Genomic DNA, 18922 nt, shown 5'->3' on the forward strand with positions numbered 1-18922 from the left:
GCGAAAGTCGGGCGTAGGGCAATACTGGCAGCGGACTTTCAATAAACCGTTCGTGAATTATCAAGGTTTCATCAAGGGGCTTCTTTGTGTCAGGAAAACGTATCCTCATTGTCGAAGACGACGCCGACAGCGCCAATATTCTCGAAGCCTATTTGTGCCGGGATGGCTTTGAGGTGGCCTTGGCCGAAGACGGCCAACGCGGTCTGGACCTGCACAAGAGTTGGCAGCCAGATCTGATATTGCTCGACGTGATGCTGCCGCGCTTGAGTGGTACCGAGGTGCTGTCTGCCGTGCGCCGCAGCAGTGACACGCCGGTAATCATGGTCACGGCGATGGGCGACGAACCGGAAAAACTCGGCGCCTTGCGCTATGGCGCGGACGACTATGTGGTCAAACCCTACAGCCCCCGCGAGGTGGTGGCGCGCGTGCATGCAGTGTTGCGGCGTACCGCGGGCAGCCAACCAGTGGAACAGTTGCTGCGCCATGAGAACCTGCGAGTGGACCTCGGCGCCTTTACGGCGGCCATTGAACACCGCGATGCGCAACCGCAGTTGCTGGACCTGACTCCGACTGAATTCAAGCTGCTGGTCACTTTGCTCAAGACGCCCTCCAAAGCCTTCACCCGTGAGGAGCTGCTGGAAATCTGCCTGCCGGAAAGCGAAGCCCTGGCCCGTGTCGTCGACGCCCATGTGCACAACCTGCGGCGTAAGCTGGAAACCCATGGCATTGTCGGGGTACTGGTGACGGTGCGCTCCATTGGCTATCGGTTCAGGTAACCGCCATGCTTGATAAATCGCCCATTAACGACAAACCCCTGTGGCGCTGGCTCGGCATGCGCATGAGTCTGTTGGCGATCGGCGCCGTGGTGGTGATCGCATTATGCATGTGGATCAATTTCAACCTGTCGGACTGGTATTTTCTTCAGCATCTGCCGCCAGGGCCCCGGGAGGAACTGCTGCAACTGCGCGCCGAGCCGCAACTCAACGAGACGCGCCTGAGGCAATTGATCGCCGACTATTACCCGGTGGAGTATTTCCAGCCGCAAATCGCGAATCGCGACTGGCTGGTTCTGGCCTGCCTGGTGATGGCTGCTATTCCAATTATCATCATCTGTGGCCTGTGGTTTTCGCGACCTTTGTCCAGCCAGTTCTCGGCGATTGCACAAGGTGCGCGACGAGTTGCTGGAGGGGATTTTCTCACTCGCCTGCCGTCCCACCAGCAAGCGCCGGAGGAACTGCGAAACTTGATCAGCGACTTCAACAGCATGACCACGCAGTTGGAGCGCTACGAGCGAGATGTGCGTGAGTCCAGCGCGGTCATCGCCCACGAACTGCGCACGCCTTTGAATGCGGCCATGGGGCGTGTGCAGGGCATGCTCGATGAGGTATTCCCCAGCGACGCCGTGCAGTTGAGCATGGTCAAGCGTCAGCTCGACCAACTCAGAAAACTGGTGGATGACTTGCACCTGTTGTCGATGGCCAGGGCGGGCCAACTGGTGCTGGAGCGCAGCGTTTTTTCCTTGGCGGCATTGGTGGCCGAACGGCTTGCCTGGTTCCAGCCGCAACTGGAGGAGGCCGGCGTCCAGCCGCAAGTCGATATCGCGGATGGATTGGGTGTTTATGCCGATCGTGATCGCCTGGGCCAAGTGCTGAACATCCTTGTCGATAACCTATTACGCTACGCGGTCAGCGGTCGCGAACTGAACATCATGGCGCGTCGGATCGAAGATCGGGTCGTCATTGAGATCGGTGACCGAGGACCGGGCATCGAAGCACAGCATCTGGACAGCGTATTTGACCGTTTCTGGCGTGCGGAGCGCTCCAGGGCTCGCTATTCGGGCGGCAGCGGGTTAGGCCTGTCCATCGCCCGTGCGATCTGCCAGGCCCATGGCGGAACCATTACCGCCAGCAACCGCGCCCAGGGCGGTACGCTGATCAGGGCTGAATTTCCGGTGTAGACCTTCAGTTATCTGTCTATTTGCTCAATGATCGCTACCACGCCGGAGTACTCAACTAGGTATGATTTTTCATTGTGTGATCCGTTAGGGAGTTTTCAGGCAGTCAGACATGCAGGCAACAGCCTTACTATCAGGCCTGTCGTCGGTGTAAAAACCGTCTCGATTCGGCATTTTCACGGCTGCCAAGGCCGATGCATCAACGGTCGCGTTGGCGTCAAGCAGCTTGTTCATGTGCAGGACGTAGCCGGTCACCGCATAGACTTGTTCGTTGGTCAGTGACTGTGGCGCCTGGAAGGGCATGGCTCTGCGGATGTAGTCGAAAAGAGTCGTTGCATAGGGCCAATAGCTGCCGACTGTCTTTAGCGGCTTGTCAGTGGTCAGCGTTCCTTCTCCCCCTGCCAACGCCGGACCGACGCCGCCTTCGAGCTTCATGCCATGGCAACTGACGCAGCTGTTCATGTAGACCTTTTCGCCGTCGGCCACCGTCGCGCGCCCTGGAGGCAAAGCCTTGCCGTCGGGGGCTACATCGATGTTCCAGCTGGCGATCTGCGCTTCGGTAGCCTTGGTGCCCAAACCGTACTTGGGTTGCGCTGAGGCATGAGTCAGCGCACAGGCGCAAAGCAAGCCTATGACAAACGAACCACCTTTAAGCCCGTCCATTGGTCACCTCCCCATTGTTGGACACGCGCCACGGTTGTACTGAGTTGTTGTGATAAAACGAGACCTTGCCACGCTCATCGATCAGTTGTTCCAGCGTCGGCTGGACATATCCGGTCTCGTCGATGGCACGACTCATGATCATCAACTCTTGGCCGTTCCACTCGAAAGGGGCTCTGAAGGCGGTCAGCGCTTTGGTCAGAATGGGCTCCTGTAACTTGGCTTGCGTCCAGTTGTTGCCTCCGTCGACGGAAACATCGACACGGGTGATTTTGCCGTGGCCGCTCCAGGCAATACCTCGCATCTCGTGAAGGCCCTTGCGCGTCAGTTTCTGAGTGCCGGAAGGGTAGGTCACCAGCGATTTGCATTCCATGACAAAGGAAAACTTCCGAGCTTTGCCGTTCGCCATCAGGTCGGTGTATTTGGCGGTTTCTTCCCGGCTGTAGGCGGGGGCGTCGGTGACGTGCAGTCGGCGCAGCCATTTGATGTGGGTATTGCCCTCGTAGCCGGGGACAAAAAGGCGCAGCGGGTAGCCCTGTTCCGGTCTTAGACGCTCGCCGTTCTGGCTGTAGACGACCATCACATCGTCCAGACATTTTTCGATGGGAATGCTGCGCGTCATTGCCGCGCCATCAGCTCCTTCGGCGACGATCCACTTGGCTTGCGGCTTCAGCCCTGCTTCATCCAGCAGGGTTTTCAGGGTGACGCCCGTCCATTCAGCGCAACTCACCAGGCCACTGACTTCGGCGGCTGTTTTACCCCAGGGTGGCAGAAACGATGGGTTGCCCGAACACTCCATGAAGTGCACCCGCGACACAGCAGGGAATTGGCGTATCTCATCCACCGTAAAGATCAAGGCTGTTTCGGTAAGGCCGTGGATCACCAATCGATGTTCCGCCGGATCGATTTGCGGGACGCCCGCGTGGTGGCGCTCATAAAACAGACCGTTCGGTGTAATGATGCCGTCCAGCTCCTGAAGTGGTGAGGTGCTGTAGGCGGACATCGTGTCCTTCAGGCCGGGATATAAATTCCTGATGGCTTTGGTTTCGAATGTTGAGGGTTTGCCATAAGGGGTTGCCGTGGGTGAGCCAAGGCTATGAGTCCATTGCGGGACTTCAAGGGGCAGGTTCGGATCAAGGGAGGCGGTGTTGGTCGTCTCGGCGTTAACGAGTTTGCTGTCACCCAGGGCCAATGCGGCAGTGCCGATAACTGCCCCGCTTTTAATCAGAAAATCTCTGCGGGCTATTTGAGAGGTGTCTTGCTGGGCGGGGACCATGGATTTTTTTGTCATTGTTGTTCCCTCTGGATCTTTTTGTCAGGGCAGGCCTGACGGCTTGGTCGTAGACTGATCGGTCGGTCTGTACTTTAGCCTAGAACGAAAAACCCGTGTGGTCTAGTCGCAGGAACACCCATGTGGCGGAAACTTGAATGAGGGGGTGGAGCTGGGGAGGTGGCGCATTCGATGCGCCGCTTATGCCAGTCAAGCCAGATTTGGCTCAACCTTCAGTCCGGGCAGGAGGGTGTCGCAGAAGAACGTCGCGATAGATTCCGGGGAACGCGGGCCTCCGGGCTTGATCCAGAGATAGCTGTAGTGGTGAATGCCAAGGATGGCCTTGACGGCCAACGAGTCAGATGTGCGGAAAGTACCCTCGCTCACGCCCGCCTTGAGGATCTGCGACCAGAGTTTTTCGTACTGACGGTGCAGGTCGAGCAATTCGGCCTGGCGCTCGCCAATGACGGAATACACTTCACGGAAACAGACCGTCATTTCGGCCAGGTGGGTGACTATCGTACGCATCACGATGGCGGAGAACTGGCGAAATTTAGCTTCCGCCGACAGATCGCTCTCACAAAGAGGCGTGCCCTCTGCGATGAGCACCCGCAAATACCGGCTGGTGATTTCAAACAGTAGCTCTTCCTTGCTGCCGATGTGGTAATACAGCGCGCCTCGAGCCAGGCCAGTGGCTTTTTCCAACTCAGCCATGCCGGTCGCGTGAAAGCCGCGCGTCGAAAACAACTGCGCAGCAATCTTCAGTATCCGCTCCTTGGTGCTTGTTTCAGCAGGTTCGGCAGCGACGACGGCGTTCTTTTTTCCCATGAGTCAATTCCAACCGGTTGAGCGCCAATCATACCCATGCGTGCGCGTCGAAGGATACAAAGGGGAGATGGGCATCCCATAGTTGCAACCAAGTAGTTGTATTGACCGATCGGTACAGAAGCGTTTATAAGCCATCCGTAGCCGAGCGTGTTCCAAATGGCGCGGTAGCGTCGAGAATTCTGAGAGCCATACCAAGGCATTGGGACCGATAGACAACGATGAACAGTCATTCCACTCAGGCCTCCACCCCGTCAACCTCGGCGGGATTGATCGTTCTGACCTGTTTCGCCATGGTCGCATTTGCCGCGAATTCCTTGCTGTGCCGCCTTGCGTTAAAACACACCGATATCGATGCCGCGAGCTTCAGCGTTGTCCGGCTGGCCAGTGGCGCCTTGGTGCTATGGCTGATGTGTGCATTCAGACGATCCCCCACTTTGGTCAAGGGAAGCTGGAAGGGCGCCGCAGCCTTGTTCATTTACGTCTTCGCTTTTTCCTTCGCGTATCTTCATCTGGAGACCGGGACGGGAGCGCTACTGCTGTTTGGGGCGGTTCAGCTGAGCATGGTTCTGTACGGCTTGTTCAAAGGCGAGCGGATGCACAGGCTGGCGATCGTTGGATTTGTGTTGGCGATGGGCGGCCTGCTTAGCCTGCTGCTTCCAGGCGCGGCGGCCCCCGACCTTTTTAGCGCACTCACGATGCTGTTGTCGGGACTCGCGTGGGGGATCTATTCACTGCTCGGCAAAACCGTCATGGATCCTCTGGCGACCACTGCCAGCAACTTCATCCGCGCGATTCCCCTGGTCCTGATTGCAAGCTTGCCGTTTCTATCAGGGCTGCGTTGGGATCCGCTGGGGATGATTTATGCCGTCCTTTCCGGAGCGCTGGCCTCAGGCGTCGGATACGCGGTCTGGTATATCGCCGTGCGTCAGCTTGCCTCGTTTCAAGCAGCGACGGTGCAGTTGAGCGTGCCCATTCTGGCTTCGCTGGCTGGCATCGTTTTTCTGGGTGAAAGCCTGAGCGTAAGGATGGTCGTAGCATCCGTGGCTGTGCTAGGCGGCATTGCGTTGGTATTGGGTAGCAAACAGCGTGGCTAGTGGTCACCGGATGACGAAGCCGGGGGAAACCGCCGCTGCTTTTTAGCTTGATGGGCACTTGTTCGACTAGCTATGGGTAGAAGCAAATCCATCAGCTTTCTTTGATCAGCGCCATGGGAGCGCTCGGGCGGGTCATCCGAGCGTGTGTCGCTGGCTTATGGACCCAAGCCAGGTCAAATCGAAGCGCGTCAGGACTGGCACAGCTGTCGCGGTGAATGCGACAACTGTCGCACGTCGGCGCAACCCATAGGCTGGAGTGAAAGCCGCGTACAACGGGGCCTACAACGATTTTTCAGACGGTGGCATGGGGGTTGCTCCTCTCTTGGTGCGCAGCGCAATGGCTTCGCTACTAATAAGAACCAGGAGTCCCCTATGTCACAGATTGGTCTCGCCGTGCCTACTGCTTCTCGGAGCGCCCCCCTTCGCGTTCCTCTCAAGACGCTATTTGTCGTGCTGGCGCTTACTCTCAATGCGGCGCCGGGCTGGGCCCAGGACATGCCGGCGAATGTCGACGGCAAGCGCATCATCGCCGCCGATCAGGAGCCCGGTAACTGGATGAGCACCGGCCGCACCTACGACGAGCAGCGCTACAGCCCATTGAAGAAAATCAGCGACCAGAACGTCGGCCAGCTGGGGCTCGCCTGGAGCTACAAGCTGGACCTGGATCGCGGCGTCGAGGCCACGCCTATCGTGGTCGACGGCGTGATGTACACCACCGGCCCGTTCTCGGTGGTCTACGCGTTGGATGCTCGCGATGGCAAGTTGATCTGGAAGTACGACCCCAAGTCCGACCGCAACCGCGCCGGCGAGGCCTGTTGCGATGCGGTCAACCGGGGCGTCGCGGTGTGGAAGGGCAAGGTTTACGTGGGCGTGCTCGATGGTCGCCTGGAAGCCATCGACGCCAAGACCGGCCAGCGCGCCTGGTCGGTGGACACCCGGGCCGATCACACGCGCAGCTACACCATCACCGGTGCCCCGCGCGTGGTCAACGGCAAAGTGGTGATCGGCAACGGCGGCGCCGAGTTCGGCGTACGCGGTTATGTCACCGCGTACGACGCCGAAACCGGCAAGCAAGCCTGGCGCTTCTTCACGGTGCCGGGCGATCCCAAATTGCCGCCGGAAGACAAAGCCATGGCCATCGCCGCCAAGACCTGGCACGGCGATGCCTATGTTGCCCAAGGCGGTGGTGGCACGGCCTGGGACTCCTTCGCTTTCGATCCGGATTTGAACCTGCTGTACATCGGCGTGGGCAACGGTTCGTTGTGGGACCCGAAATGGCGCAGCCAGGCCAAGGGCGACAACCTGTTCCTGTCTTCGATCGTCGCGGTCAACGCGGATACGGGCGAGTACGCCTGGCACTACCAGACCACGCCGGGAGACGCCTGGGACTACACCGCCACCCAGCACATGATCCTTGCGGAACTGCCAATCAATGGAAAACCGCGCAAGGTACTGATGCAGGCGCCGAAGAACGGGTTCTTCTACGTGATTGACCGAGCCACGGGTGAGCTGCTGTCGGCCAAGGGCATCGTGCCGCAAAGCTGGACCAAAGGCATGGACATGAAGACCGGGCGGCCCATCGTCGATGACGAGAACGCCGCGTACTGGAAGGATGGCAAGCGCAAATTGGTCACGCCCGCGTTCTGGGGCGCCCATGACTGGCAGCCGATGTCCTACAACCCGAACACCGGCCTGGTGTATATCCCGGCGCACATCATGTCCGCCTACTACGAGCACATTCCCGAGGCGCCGAAGCGCAACCCGTTCAAGAGCATGTACCAACTGGGCCTGCGCACCGGGATGATGCCGGAGGACGCCGATGGGCTGTTGGAAATGGCCAAGGGCTGGTCGGGCAAGCTGATCGCCTGGGACCCGGTCAAGCAGCAACCGGCCTGGGAAGTGCCCTATGTGACGATCTTCAACGGCGGCACCTTGAGCACCGCCGGCAACCTGGTGTTCGAGGGCAGCGCCGACGGCCGGGTGATCGCTTATGCCGCCGACAGTGGCAAGAAACTCTGGGAGCAGCCGGCGGCCAGCGGTGTGATGGCGGCGCCGATTACCTACAGCGTGGACGGTGAGCAGTACGTGACGTTCATGGCCGGATGGGGCGGCGCCTTCTCGACCTTTGCCGGTGCCTTGTCCTTGCGCGCCGGGGTCCGGCCGTTCTCCCAGGTGTTGACCTACAAGCTGGGCGGCACGGCGAAACTCAACGAGCCGGCACCGCTCGCCGACACCCCGAAACCGCCGCCCCTGACCGGCGACCTGGCCGCAGTGGACGCCGGCGCCAAGCTCTACGACGGCTATTGCTCCCAATGCCACGGCATTCATGCAGTCAGCGGCGGCGTGCTGCCGGACCTGCGCAAGCTGACGCCGGAAAAACACCAGATGTTCCTCGGCATTCTCTACGGCGGTCGAGTGCCGGATGGCATGCCGTCCTTCGCCGACGCCTTCACGCCGGAACAGGTGGAGCAGATCCATCAATACCTGATCAAGCGCGCCCACGACCTGCAGCAGGAAGGCGGCGTCTGGAAAACCTTCAGCGCCAAATGAACGCCCGCGCTGCAGGGGCGGGGCCGCCTCTGCAGCGTTTTCGACACTGTCCGCGAGAGCAAGCACATGACCGAAATCATCGAGTATCAGAACTTCATCGCCAACGCCTTCGTTCCCGGCGATCCCCGCATCGAAGTGCGCAACCCGGCCAACGACCGACTGCTGGCGCGGGTGCCCGAAGCCAGCGGCGAGCACGTTGAAGCGGCTATCGCCGCGGCGCGCAAGGCGCAGAAAGGCTGGGCAGCGCGGCCGGCCATCGAGCGCGCCGGCTACCTGCGCAAGATTGCCAGCAAAGTGCGCGACAACGCCGAACGACTCGCCCACATCATCACCGCCGAGCAAGGCAAGGTGCTGGGGCTGGCGCGGGTGGAGGTCAACTTCACGGCCGATTACCTGGATTACATGGCCGAGTGGGCACGGCGTCTTGAAGGCGAGGTGCTGACCAGCGACCGCGCCGGCGAAAGCATCTTCCTGCTGCGCAAACCTCTGGGTGTGGTAGCCGGCATCTTGCCGTGGAACTTCCCGTTCTTCCTGATCGCTCGCAAAATGGCGCCGGCCTTGGTGACCGGCAACACCATCGTGATCAAGCCCAGCGAAGAAACCCCGATCAACTGCTTCGAGTTTGCCCGCCTGGTGGCCGAGACCGACCTGCCTACCGGGGTGTTCAACGTGGTCAGCGGCACAGGGGCGACGGTGGGGCATCAGCTGACGAGTCATGCCGGCATCGATTTGATCAGCTTCACCGGCAGCGTCGGCACCGGCTCGCGGATCATGGCCGCGGCGGCGCCGAACATCACTAAACTCAATCTGGAACTGGGGGGCAAGGCGCCGGCTATCGTGCTCGCGGACGCCGACCTGGAACTGGCGGTCAAGGCCGTCACCGCGTCGCGTGTGATCAACACCGGGCAAGTCTGCAACTGCGCCGAGCGGGTGTACGTCGAACGCAAGGTCGCCGATCAGTTCATCGAGCAGATAGCCGCGTCGATGGCCGCGACCCGGTACGGCGACCCGCTGGCCGAGGACGACCTGGACATGGGGCCGCTGATCAACCAGGCGGCGCTGGACAAGGTCGCGCAGATGGTCAGGACCGCCACGGGGCAGGGCGCTGAGGTGGTGACTGGCGGCGCCGGGGCCGACAAGGGCCAGGGTTTCCATTACCAGCCGACCGTTTTGGCCGGCTGTGGCAGCGACATGGCGATCATGCGCCAGGAGATCTTCGGCCCGGTGTTGCCGATCCAAATCGTCGAAGACCTGGACGAAGCGATCGCCCTGGCCAACGACAGCGAATACGGCCTGACTTCATCGATCTACACCCGCAGCCTGAGCGCGGCCATGCGGGCCAGCCATGAACTGGATTTCGGCGAAACCTACATCAATCGCGAGAACTTCGAAGCGATGCAGGGCTTCCATGCCGGGGCGCGCAAGTCCGGCATTGGCGGCGCGGACGGCAAGCATGGTTTGTATGAATACACGCACACCCACGTGGTTTACATTCAGATCTGATCGTTGACCCATGCCCGGAGAAATGCCGGCACCCGTGAGGGTGTCGGCATTTTTATGTGCGCCCAGCATGGGCGCAATCTTGTGGGTGAAAGTCCCGCCGTAAGCTGACCACAGCGAACGAAGTGAAGCGCAACTGCATGAGGGCGACCGAGTGTGGGGAGGAAGCGTGGATCGAAGCCATGAGCCGATGTACAAGAACCGGATAAAAGGCGAGGCCGATCAGGGCGAGCGGGCATAAAACCGCGAAGTTCTTGTGGTCAAGGATCAGGCTGCGTAAATCCGGCGGTTGTGTGGTGAAGGATTGCGTTCTTACCTGGGGAGATCTCGCCTTGTGCCTGAAAGGGCGACGGTGCAAACCGGAGCGAGAAGTCAGCAGAGGCCGTAGTAGTCTTTTTTTTTTTGACGAAGGGCCGAACGAGAGAAAGCGTTATAGGCCATGTTGATGCGAAAGACCGGAAGTCAGAAGCCTGCCAAACGTGGGGCGGATGTGAGGACGCGAGCGGTGAAGCCGTGAGAAGCCCCATCAGCGACGAGGTCAATTGCCCGCAAAATGAAACCGACAACGCAGGGCAAGGGCTGCTGGAACGGGCCTTTGCGAGAGCAAACCTGAAACGGGCCTGGAAACGGGTCAAGGCCAACAAAGGGGCTGCGGGATTTGACGGTCTGGATATTGAACAGACCGCCGAACATTTGCAAAGCCGATGGCCTGCGATCTGCGAACAGCTTCTTTCAGGCGTCTACCGGCCCAGTCCGGTACGACGCGTGGTCATTCCCAAGCCTGACGGCGGCGAACGCGAGTTGGGTATCCCAACGGTCACCGACCGGCTGATCCAACAAGCGTTGCTGCAAGTCTTGCAACCACTGCTCGACCCAACCTTCAGTGAACACAGCTACGGCTTTCGTCCGGGGCGCAGTGCGCAGGACGCCATCCTGTCGGCTCAGCAACATGTGTCTTCGGGGCGCAAGGTGGTAGTGGATGTTGATCTGGAGAAGTTCTTCGACCGGGTCGACCACGACATTCTGATAGGTCGTTTACGCAAACGGATTGTGGACCCGGCAGTTATCCGGCTGGTTCGCGCGTATCTGGATGCGGGAACGCTGATTAATGGCGTGGTCGAGAGAAGTCGCCAGGGGGCGCCGCAAGGCGGCCCGCTGTCGCCGTTGTTGGCGAATGTGCTGCTGGACGAAGTGGATCGAGAGCTTGAACGTCGGGGCCATTGTTTCGTGCGTTATGCCGATGACGCGAATGTGTACGTTCGCAGCAAGAAGGCTGGGCAGCGAGTGATGGTCCTGCTGAAGCGTCTGTATGAAAAGCTGCACTTGAGTGTCAACGAGAGCAAGAGTGCCGTGGCGAGCGCGTTTGGTCGCAAGTTTCTAGGCTATGCCTTTTGGGCGTCCCCCAAAGGCGTCAAGAGATCGGTAGCGGTCAAGGCGCGTAAGCAGTTCAAGCAACGTATCCGCTGGCTTACCCGGCGTTCAGGTGGCCGCAGCTTGCAGCAGGTTGTCGATCGATTGAGGCCCTACCTGCTGGGTTGGAAGGCTTATTTTGGCTTGTCGCAAACCCCTCGAATTCTGGCGAGAGCTGGACGAATGGATGCGACATCGACTCCGAGCGATCCAGCTCAAGCAGTGGCGGCGCAGTTCAACGATCTATCGGGAGTTACGCAAGTTGGGAGCAAGTGAGGCTGCTGCACGCAAAGTGGCGGGAAACTCCCGCTGTTGGTGGCGCAACAGCCGCTTTGAACTCAACCGAGTACTCGATATAGCGTGGTTCGACAGAATGGGTTTACCGCGCCTCTCCTGACCTCAATCTCTCGAACCGCCCGGTGCGGACCCGCATGCCGGGTGGTGTGGCAGGGGAATGGCCCGTGAAAGGCCGTCCCCTATGCCGATTGGCGCGGATCCGGTGTCAGGGCTGGTCGTTGGGCGCGACGACGCCGTGTTTTTTCATCTTGCGATACAGCGTCGAGCGCGAGATGCCCAGGTCCGTCGCGGCGGCGCTGATGTTCCAGCGATGCCGGCGCAACGTGCCCAGCAGGCGGCGGGACTCTTCGCCGCCCAGTTGTTTTTCCAGGTTGCCGGCCTGCGGCGTCGCGCCGGTAGGCAGTGGCAGCCTCTGCGGTGCGAGCAATTCGCAGGGCAGGCAGTCCAGATCAATCACGCCGTCTTCGGCCAGGGCCACCGCGTAACGCAGGCTATTGAGCAGCTGGCGAATGTTGCCAGGCCATGGATAGTCGAACAGGCATTGGCGGGCATGGATGTCCAGCCGCAACCCGCGGGCACCGGCTTGGGCGGCGAGCAGCTTGTCGATCAGCTCGGCTCGGTCACTGCGTTCGCGCAACGCCGGCAGCGCGAGGTTCATGCCGGCGAGGCGGTAGAATAGGTCTTCGCGAAAGCGCTTCTCGCCGATCATGTTGTGCAGGTCCTGGTGGGTAGCCGAGATCACTTGGACATCCAGCGTCACCGGCGACTCGGCCCCCAGTGGCGAGATCTCGCGCTCCGCCAGCACCCGCAGCAAGCGGGTTTGCAGGTGGGCGGGCATGTCGCCGATTTCATCGAGGAACAGCGTGCCGCCGTTCGCCAGTTCCAGCTTGCCTTTCATGCCTTTTCGGTTGGCACCGGTGAAGCTGCCGGCGCGATAGCCAAACAGTTCGCTCTCGATCAACGTCTCGGGGATCGCCGCGCAGTTCAACGCAACGAAAGGCCCGGCGCGACGACTGCTGCCATGGTGAATGGCACGGGCAAAGGCTTCCTTGCCGGTGCCGGTCTCGCCGGTGATCAGGATTGGGATGCCTTTGTCGATCACCTTGCGCACGCGCCGCACGTTCTGTTGCAGGCGGGCATCTTGGCCGGCGAGTTGCTGCAGGTCCGGGTGAGCCTGGAGGGCGGGACGGGCGACGGGGAGCGGGCGGTGCCGTTCGGAAGGAATGCGCAGGCCGACGTCCAGCAAGGCTTCGTCCTGACGACCCCGCAGGCGCACGCCCTGGGCGCCGCCGTTGGTGAGTTGGAGCAGTTCGTCCACCGTGGTCGGCAGCAGGCTGTCGATGGGCGCGCCGAGCAATGTTGGCTTGTCGGCCAACGCCAGGGCGACAAACGCGGCGCGGTTGGCGCCGATGACGCGGCCGCTTTCATCCAGGGCGAGCAATTGCTCGTTCGCCAGGTCGGCGATCTCATCGATCGGTTTGAGGGACAAGGTCAGGCGGTCGCGGTAGCTCTGGCGAAAGTCTGCGTTCTCGATCAGGCGCGCGTACATGAGCACCAATTGCAGCGTGAGGTACTGGCTTTCCCGCGGGCCGTTGCTGTTCATGCAGGTCGCATTCAGGCAACCGCGCAACAGACCTTGGGCGTCGAAGATCGGCGCCACCGAGCAGCTCAGGCGGAAATTGGACGCCAGGAAGTGCTCCTCACGATGAATGATCAGCGGCTGCGCCGCCGCCAGGGTCGTGCCGATGCCGTTGGTGCCGACCACGGACTCGTCCCACCGCGCGCCCACCACCAGCCCTGATTGGGTGTAGGCGTCGTTCTGGCTAGGTAGCCGGGCATCCAGGGTGATGCCGCGTTCGTCGCTCAGCAACACGGCAAAACCGGCGGGCACCACCCGCTGGGCCAGGCCGCTGACACCTTGGCTGGCGATGGACAGGTATTGCTGATGCTGTTCCTGATGACGACGGATTTCCTCGGCACTTAGGATATTCTTGCGGCTCGCCGCGCCCGGATCGAGCCGGTGCTCCACGACGCTGCGGTACCAGGACTGCGCAATGACCTCGTCGGGCCTGAGGCCGCGCCCGGAGAAGTGGTCGTTGACGAACGCCGCGAGTTCGCTGGGGATCATCTGCGTGCTGTGCAGGGGCATGAAAGGCTCCATCAGCGGTGAAACCGAAACGGCTTTCACGGCGATCTTGTTCTTAGAGATGGCTGCGGTTGCAAGTATCTACCATAGACGCTGGAACGTGAATTTTCAGCTCCTGGAACAATAGGTTTCGACGAGGGTTTACATGCTAGGTTCCCTGTTCATTCCTCTCAGGAACTCTTTCAACGCGCGGACGATGTCGAGCGCCGATTGATCCGTGATGGGTCCTGCAACCTGGTCGAACATGTGCGGTGCGCCAGGATAGACGTGAAGTGCCATGGCCACCCCTGCGCGAGATAACCTCATTGCGTAATCAACGTCCTCTTCGAGGAACAGATCCTGTGAACCGACCGAGATGAAGGCAGGGGGCAGGTTGCGCAGGTCGGGTTGCAGGGCCGGTGAAAACAGACCGACACGATCATCGTCCAGGGTGTAGTCACCGCGAAGGCAATCCCAGCAGAACTGATTGGGCGCCGGCAACCAGCTGAACGTGCCAGTGTCCCGGCTCGGGTAGGGCGATTGCACCGAGCCTGTGCGGTGGTCGAGCATGGGGTAGATCAGCACTTGGCCGGCGAGAGGGTATTGGCCTCTGTCGCGGGCCATGATGGCCAATGCGGCGGCAAGCCCGCCGCCGGCGCTATGACCCATGACCACGACGCGCGGGGGATCCAGGCCCAGGTCGTGGTAGTTTGCAAACAGCCAGGCGAGGGCGCTGTAACAGCCCTCGAGGGGCGCTGGAAAAGGATGTTCGGGCGCCAGACGATAATCCACCGCAACGATGATCGCGCCCAACTCCTCGGCCAAGTCGGCCAGGCAGTCGTCTGCCATCTCGGGTTTCCCAAGTACAAAACCTCCGCCATGTATGTACAGGATCGCAGGCAGGACCGTGTTTTGCGGGCGTTCTTTCGGTCTGTAGAGACACAAGCGCAGGCGTTTGGCATCGGTGCCTGTGATCCAGCACACCTCGCACCGCGCGCTGTGCCCGGATTTGAAGGTTGAATGTACTCGGGAGCGGATGGCCGGCAGCGTGCTCAGCGACCATTGCTCCGCGCCCGAGGCCACAAGGTCCTGGCGTGCAGGATCGAGCAGTTCATCTGGCTTCAAAATTACGCTCCTCTTTGCGTCGTGCCGGCAGGGCACCTTTTGCCTGGTGCCCTGTGTTTCGCCGTTACAGCCAGGCTTTGATTTGCGCGCAAACGGCCTGGGTGGAAATGCCGTAGCGATCATGCAGCGTCGGCAGCGCACCCGCGTCGAGGAAGGCGTCTGGCAACGCGATTTGCCTGAATGTCGGGGTCACGCCATTGCGCAGCAGGACCCCGGCAACCGCTTCGCCCAGCCCGCCGATGATGGAGCTATTTTCCGCGGTCACCACCAGTCGCCCTGGCTTTCTGGCCTCGGCGAGCAGGGTGTGTTCGTCCAGCGGCTTGATGGTCGGCATGTGCAGGACCGCGACATCGACGCCGTCGGCCTGCAGTTGCTTGGCGGCTTCCAAGGCACGCATCGTCATCAACCCGGTGGAAATGATCAGGACATCATTGCCGGTACGCAGGGTCTTGGCCTTGCCGATCTCGAACGTGTAGCCATATTCGTCCAGCACCAAGGGCACGTTACCGCGCAGCAAACGCATGTAGACCGGGCCTTGGTGGGCGGCGATGGCCGGTACGGCCTGCTCGATTTCCAACGCGTCACAGGGGTCGACGATCATCAGGTTGGGCATGGCGCGGAAGATCGCCAGGTCGTCCGTAGCCTGGTGGCTCGGACCGTAACCGGTGGTGAGGCCTGGCAAGCCACAGACAATCTTGACGTTGAGGTTTTCCTCGGCGATCGCCATGCAAATGAAGTCGTAGGCCCGACGGGAAGCGAACACCGCGTAGGTCGTGGCAAACGGCACGAAACCTTCCCGGGCCATGCCCGCCGCGGCGCTCATCAGCAACTGCTCGGCCATGCCCATCTGGTAGAAACGATCCGGATGGGCCTTGGCGAAGATGTGCAAGTCGGTGTATTTGGACAGGTCGGCGGACAGGCCGACGATGTCCGGGCGCTGGTCCGCCAATGCGGCCAGCGCATGGCCGAATGGTGCTGTTTTCGTCGCCTGTCCTTCGGCGGCAATCGAGGCGATCATCGCCGAGGTGGTGAGGCGCTTTTTCGCGGGTTCGCCCGTTGAGGTTGGCGTGTTGGCGGCGTTACTCATTGGTTTTTTCCTTCTTCAAGGTAGCTCAGCGCCTGGTCCCATTCGTGTTCTTCCACGCGGATGAAATGGGTCTTTTCACGGTTTTCCAAAAACGGCACGCCCTTGCCCATGCGGGTGTCGCAGATGATGACCCGTGGTTGGCCGGCGGAATGGTTGCGCGCGGCGTCGAAGGCGGCGACCAGCGCATCCAGATCATTGCCATCGACGCGCTGGGTGAACCAGCCGAAGGCTTGCCAGCGATCGACAATGGGCTCGAACGAGAGGATTTCGCTGGAGTAGCCATCGGCCTGTTGGTTGTTGACGTCGACGATGGCGATCAGGTTGTCGAGCTTCCAGTGCGACGCCGACATTACGGCTTCCCAGGTCGAACCTTCGTTCAATTCACCATCCGAGAGCAGGTTGTAGACGAAGGCGGGCGAGCCTTTGCGCTTCAGGCCCAGGCAGGCACCTACGGCGATGCCCAGGCCCTGGCCGAGGGAACCCCCGGTGATTTCCATGCCTGGCGTGTAGGTAGCCATTCCCGACATGGGTAGCCGGCTGTCGTCCGCGCCATAGGTTTCCAGCTCGTCGAGCGGAATGATTTCGGCCTCGATCAAGGCGGCATACAAGGCAATCGCGTAGTGGCCGATGGAAAGGTAGAAGCGGTCGCGCTCCTCCCACTCAGGATCTTCGGGCCGATAGTTCATGGCGTGGAAGTAAGCGACGGCAAGCAGGTCAGCGGCGCCCAGGGCCTGGCCGACGTAGCCTTGGCCCTGCACCTGTCCCATGCGCAGTGCGTGGCGACGGATGTTATGGGCGCGGTCGGCCAGGGACGTGGATGAAGCAGATGAAAGCGAGCGAGTCATGGTGGAACTCCGGTGACTTAACGATTGACCAGGGCGGCGGGAATGCGCAGCACCAGCAAGGCGCCGCCCAGCAGTACGCCGGTGATCAGGTACATGCCGATGGCGCTGGAACCGGTCTGCGTGGTGATCCAGCCAATCAGGTAGGGCGAGCAGAAGCCGGCAAGGTTGGCGAAGCTGTTGACCGCCGCGATGCCTGCGGCGGCGGATACCCCGCCGAGCAAGGTCGTTGGCAGCATCCAGAACATCGAGGAAGCAGAGAGGATGCCGGACGCCGCCAGGCACAGGCTCAGGATGGACAGCAGGATGTTGCCCCCCAGCAGCGCGGCGAGCGTCAGCCCGATGGCACCGGCGATCATCGGTGCGATCAGGTGCCAGCGCCGCTCGCGATGCTTGTCGCCGCTGCGGCCGATCAACAACATGGCTGCGATGGCGCAGAGGTAGGGCAGGCTGGTCAGGAAACCGATGTGCAGCGGATCGGAAACCCCGGCGTTGCGCACCAGTGTCGGCAGCCAGAAGGTGATGGCGTACTGGCCCATGACCACGCAGAAATAAATCCCGGCCAGCAGCCACAGGCGGCGGTCACGGACGAACTCGCCCACCGAGGCATGGGTGACCTTCTGCTGGTTGTCCTCGGCCAGTTCACGGCTGACCAGGGCCTTCTCTTCATCGTCCAGCCAATGGGCCTGATGCACGCCGTCCTTGAGATAACTCAGCACCAGCAGCCCGACGACAACGGTGGGAATGGCTTCGAGCACGAACATCCACTGCCATCCGGCCCAGCCGTGCACGCCGGCGAAATGGTTCATGATCCAACCGGAGAGCGGGCCGCCCACCATGCCCGACAAGGGGATGGCGATGAACCAGAGCACGGTCATGCGCGCACGCCGATAGGACGGGAACCAGTAGGTGAGATAAAGCAGCAATCCGGGGGCCAGTCCTGCTTCGGCGACCCCGAGCAAAAAACGCAGGGCATAGAACTGCCAGGCAGTTTCGACGAAGGCGAACAGCGCGGAAATGATGCCCCAGGTGATCATGATCCGCGCGATCCAGACGCGAGCGCCGACCTTGTGCAAGATGACGTTGCTGGGGACTTCGCAGAGGAAATAGCCGATGAAAAACATGCCCGCGCCGAGCCCGTAGACGGTTTCGCTGAGCGCCAGGTCGTTCATCATTTGCAGCTTGGCGAAACCGACGTTGACCCGATCCAGATAGGCGCACAAATAGCACAGCATCAGGAAAGGCATCAGCCGCCAGGCCGTTTTCCGATAGGCATTGGAGCGCACGGTCGAAACCGCTTCGAGCGACAGAGTTGTCATGATGGTCTGATCTCTTGTTTTTATTGACCGCCAGGCCACGGGGCCCAGCTGCATCGTCGATCCAGAACCGCACGGGCCGCGCCGGCCCGCCCAGGTGCATCAGTGAATCAGCATGCCGCCGTTCACATCCAAGGTGATGCCAGTCAGATACGAGGATAAGTCGCTGGCCAGGAACAGGGCGGCGTTGGCGACGTCCTGGGCTTCACCCAGGCGGCCCAACGGGATGCCGTCGATGATTGCGTGCCGACGTTCGTCCTGCATCAGGCCGCCGGTGATATCGGTGTGGATCAGACCGGGAGCGATGGAGTTGACGCGTACCTTATCCGGACCCAGTTCGCGGGCCATCGCCTTGGCCAGGCCCAGCACCCCGGCCTTGGCGGCGCTGTAATGGGGGCCACCAAAGATGCCGCCGCCGCGTTGGGCGGACACCGACGACATGCAGACGATGCTGCCACCCTGTTGCTCGCGCATCAGCGGGATCACTGCCTGCGACATGAGCAGGGTGCCGCGCAGGCTGACGTCCAGTACCTTGTCGTAATCGGACGGACGGATATCGAGGGTCTTGAGCGGTTGGGTGATACCGGCGTTGTTGACGAGAATGTCGATGCGTCCGAAATGCTCGATGACTTGGGCGACGGCCCGCTGCACCTGGACTTGATCAGCGACGTTGGCCGCCAGGCCGAGATGACCTTCGCCCAGGGCATTGGCGGCATCGCGTGCGGCAGATTCATCCAGGTCCAGAATCACCACGCGGGCACCGTGCTGCGCGAATGTCGTAGCGGTGGCGCGGCCAATGCCACGGGCCGATGCGGCGCCGGTGATGATTGCGACTTTGCCTTGAAGAAGCATGGAGGATTCCCT

14 protein-coding genes and 1 pseudogene are annotated in these 18922 nt (G+C 61.1%); 6 read left to right on the plus strand and 9 right to left on the minus strand.

Annotation, left to right across the window (positions count from 1 at the left end):
* Window positions 1–86: 86 nt before the first annotated feature.
* Both ACODTO_RS01355 and ACODTO_RS01360 read left to right on the plus strand, forming a co-directional pair.
* Window positions 87–776 carry a response regulator gene (locus ACODTO_RS01355; protein ID WP_258632636.1) on the plus strand — a complete coding sequence of 230 codons (690 nt, stop codon included), beginning with the start codon at window positions 87–89 and terminating at the stop codon, window positions 774–776.
* Window positions 777–781: 5 nt separating this feature from the next.
* On the plus strand, window positions 782–1957 hold the full coding sequence (locus ACODTO_RS01360; protein WP_258632638.1) for a sensor histidine kinase: 1176 nt from the start codon (window positions 782–784) through the stop codon (window positions 1955–1957).
* Between the two features lie 84 nt (window positions 1958–2041).
* Here the strand turns inward: ACODTO_RS01360 and ACODTO_RS01365 are convergent, their stop codons facing one another.
* From ACODTO_RS01365 to ACODTO_RS01375, 3 genes are all read right to left on the minus strand, one after another.
* A complete protein-coding gene (locus ACODTO_RS01365) occupies window positions 2042–2617 on the minus strand; it encodes a c-type cytochrome (RefSeq protein WP_489105837.1) in 576 nt (191 codons plus the stop codon).
* Window positions 2604–3905 (minus strand): sulfite dehydrogenase, encoded by a 1302-nt coding sequence (gene soxC / locus ACODTO_RS01370; protein ID WP_258632641.1) that lies wholly within the window; start codon window positions 3903–3905, stop codon window positions 2604–2606. Before soxC ends, ACODTO_RS01365 begins: the two co-directional genes overlap by 14 nt.
* A 189-nt stretch (window positions 3906–4094) precedes the next feature.
* The gene (locus ACODTO_RS01375) at window positions 4095–4712 is read right to left on the minus strand and encodes a TetR/AcrR family transcriptional regulator (protein WP_258632643.1); all 618 of its coding nucleotides are present in this window, start codon (window positions 4710–4712) and stop codon (window positions 4095–4097) included.
* Window positions 4713–4930: 218 nt separating this feature from the next.
* On the opposite strand from ACODTO_RS01375, the gene ACODTO_RS01380 reads away from it, so the two are divergent.
* From ACODTO_RS01380 to ltrA, 4 genes and pseudogenes are all read left to right on the plus strand, one after another.
* Window positions 4931–5806: a DMT family transporter gene (locus ACODTO_RS01380; RefSeq protein ID WP_258632645.1), complete on the plus strand. Its 876-nt coding sequence runs from the start codon at window positions 4931–4933 to the stop codon at window positions 5804–5806.
* 372 nt (window positions 5807–6178) lie between these two features.
* Complete coding sequence (locus ACODTO_RS01385) at window positions 6179–8356, plus strand: PQQ-dependent dehydrogenase, methanol/ethanol family (protein WP_258632647.1); 2178 nt, start codon at window positions 6179–6181, stop codon at window positions 8354–8356.
* 66 nt (window positions 8357–8422) lie between these two features.
* Window positions 8423–9859, plus strand: coding sequence for an aldehyde dehydrogenase (gene aldA / locus ACODTO_RS01390; RefSeq protein ID WP_258632649.1), 1437 nt, complete (start codon window positions 8423–8425; stop codon window positions 9857–9859).
* A 510-nt stretch (window positions 9860–10369) separates the two neighbouring features.
* Window positions 10370–11663: pseudogene (gene ltrA / locus ACODTO_RS01395) on the plus strand (group II intron reverse transcriptase/maturase).
* A 105-nt stretch (window positions 11664–11768) separates the two neighbouring features.
* Here the strand turns inward: ltrA and ACODTO_RS01400 are convergent.
* The 6 genes from ACODTO_RS01400 to ACODTO_RS01425 form a co-directional block, all read right to left on the minus strand.
* Window positions 11769–13712: a sigma-54-dependent Fis family transcriptional regulator gene (locus ACODTO_RS01400; RefSeq protein ID WP_258632651.1), complete on the minus strand. Its 1944-nt coding sequence runs from the start codon at window positions 13710–13712 to the stop codon at window positions 11769–11771.
* A 138-nt stretch (window positions 13713–13850) separates the two neighbouring features.
* The gene (locus ACODTO_RS01405) at window positions 13851–14813 is read right to left on the minus strand and encodes an alpha/beta hydrolase (protein ID WP_258632653.1); all 963 of its coding nucleotides are present in this window, start codon (window positions 14811–14813) and stop codon (window positions 13851–13853) included.
* A gap of 64 nt (window positions 14814–14877) precedes the next feature.
* Complete coding sequence (locus ACODTO_RS01410) at window positions 14878–15900, minus strand: transketolase family protein (RefSeq protein ID WP_258632655.1); 1023 nt, start codon at window positions 15898–15900, stop codon at window positions 14878–14880.
* Window positions 15897–16745, minus strand: a complete 849-nt coding sequence (locus tag ACODTO_RS01415; RefSeq protein ID WP_258632657.1) for a transketolase — start codon at window positions 16743–16745, stop codon at window positions 15897–15899. Before ACODTO_RS01415 ends, ACODTO_RS01410 begins: the two co-directional genes overlap by 4 nt.
* 17 nt (window positions 16746–16762) lie before the next feature.
* Window positions 16763–18061, minus strand: coding sequence for an MFS transporter (locus ACODTO_RS01420; RefSeq protein WP_030141715.1), 1299 nt, complete (start codon window positions 18059–18061; stop codon window positions 16763–16765).
* 99 nt (window positions 18062–18160) lie between these two features.
* Window positions 18161–18910 carry an SDR family NAD(P)-dependent oxidoreductase gene (locus ACODTO_RS01425; RefSeq protein ID WP_258632659.1) on the minus strand — a complete coding sequence of 250 codons (750 nt, stop codon included), beginning with the start codon at window positions 18908–18910 and terminating at the stop codon, window positions 18161–18163.
* Window positions 18911–18922: the final 12 nt, after the last annotated feature.

The organism is Pseudomonas sp. FG13 (genome assembly GCF_057809755.1).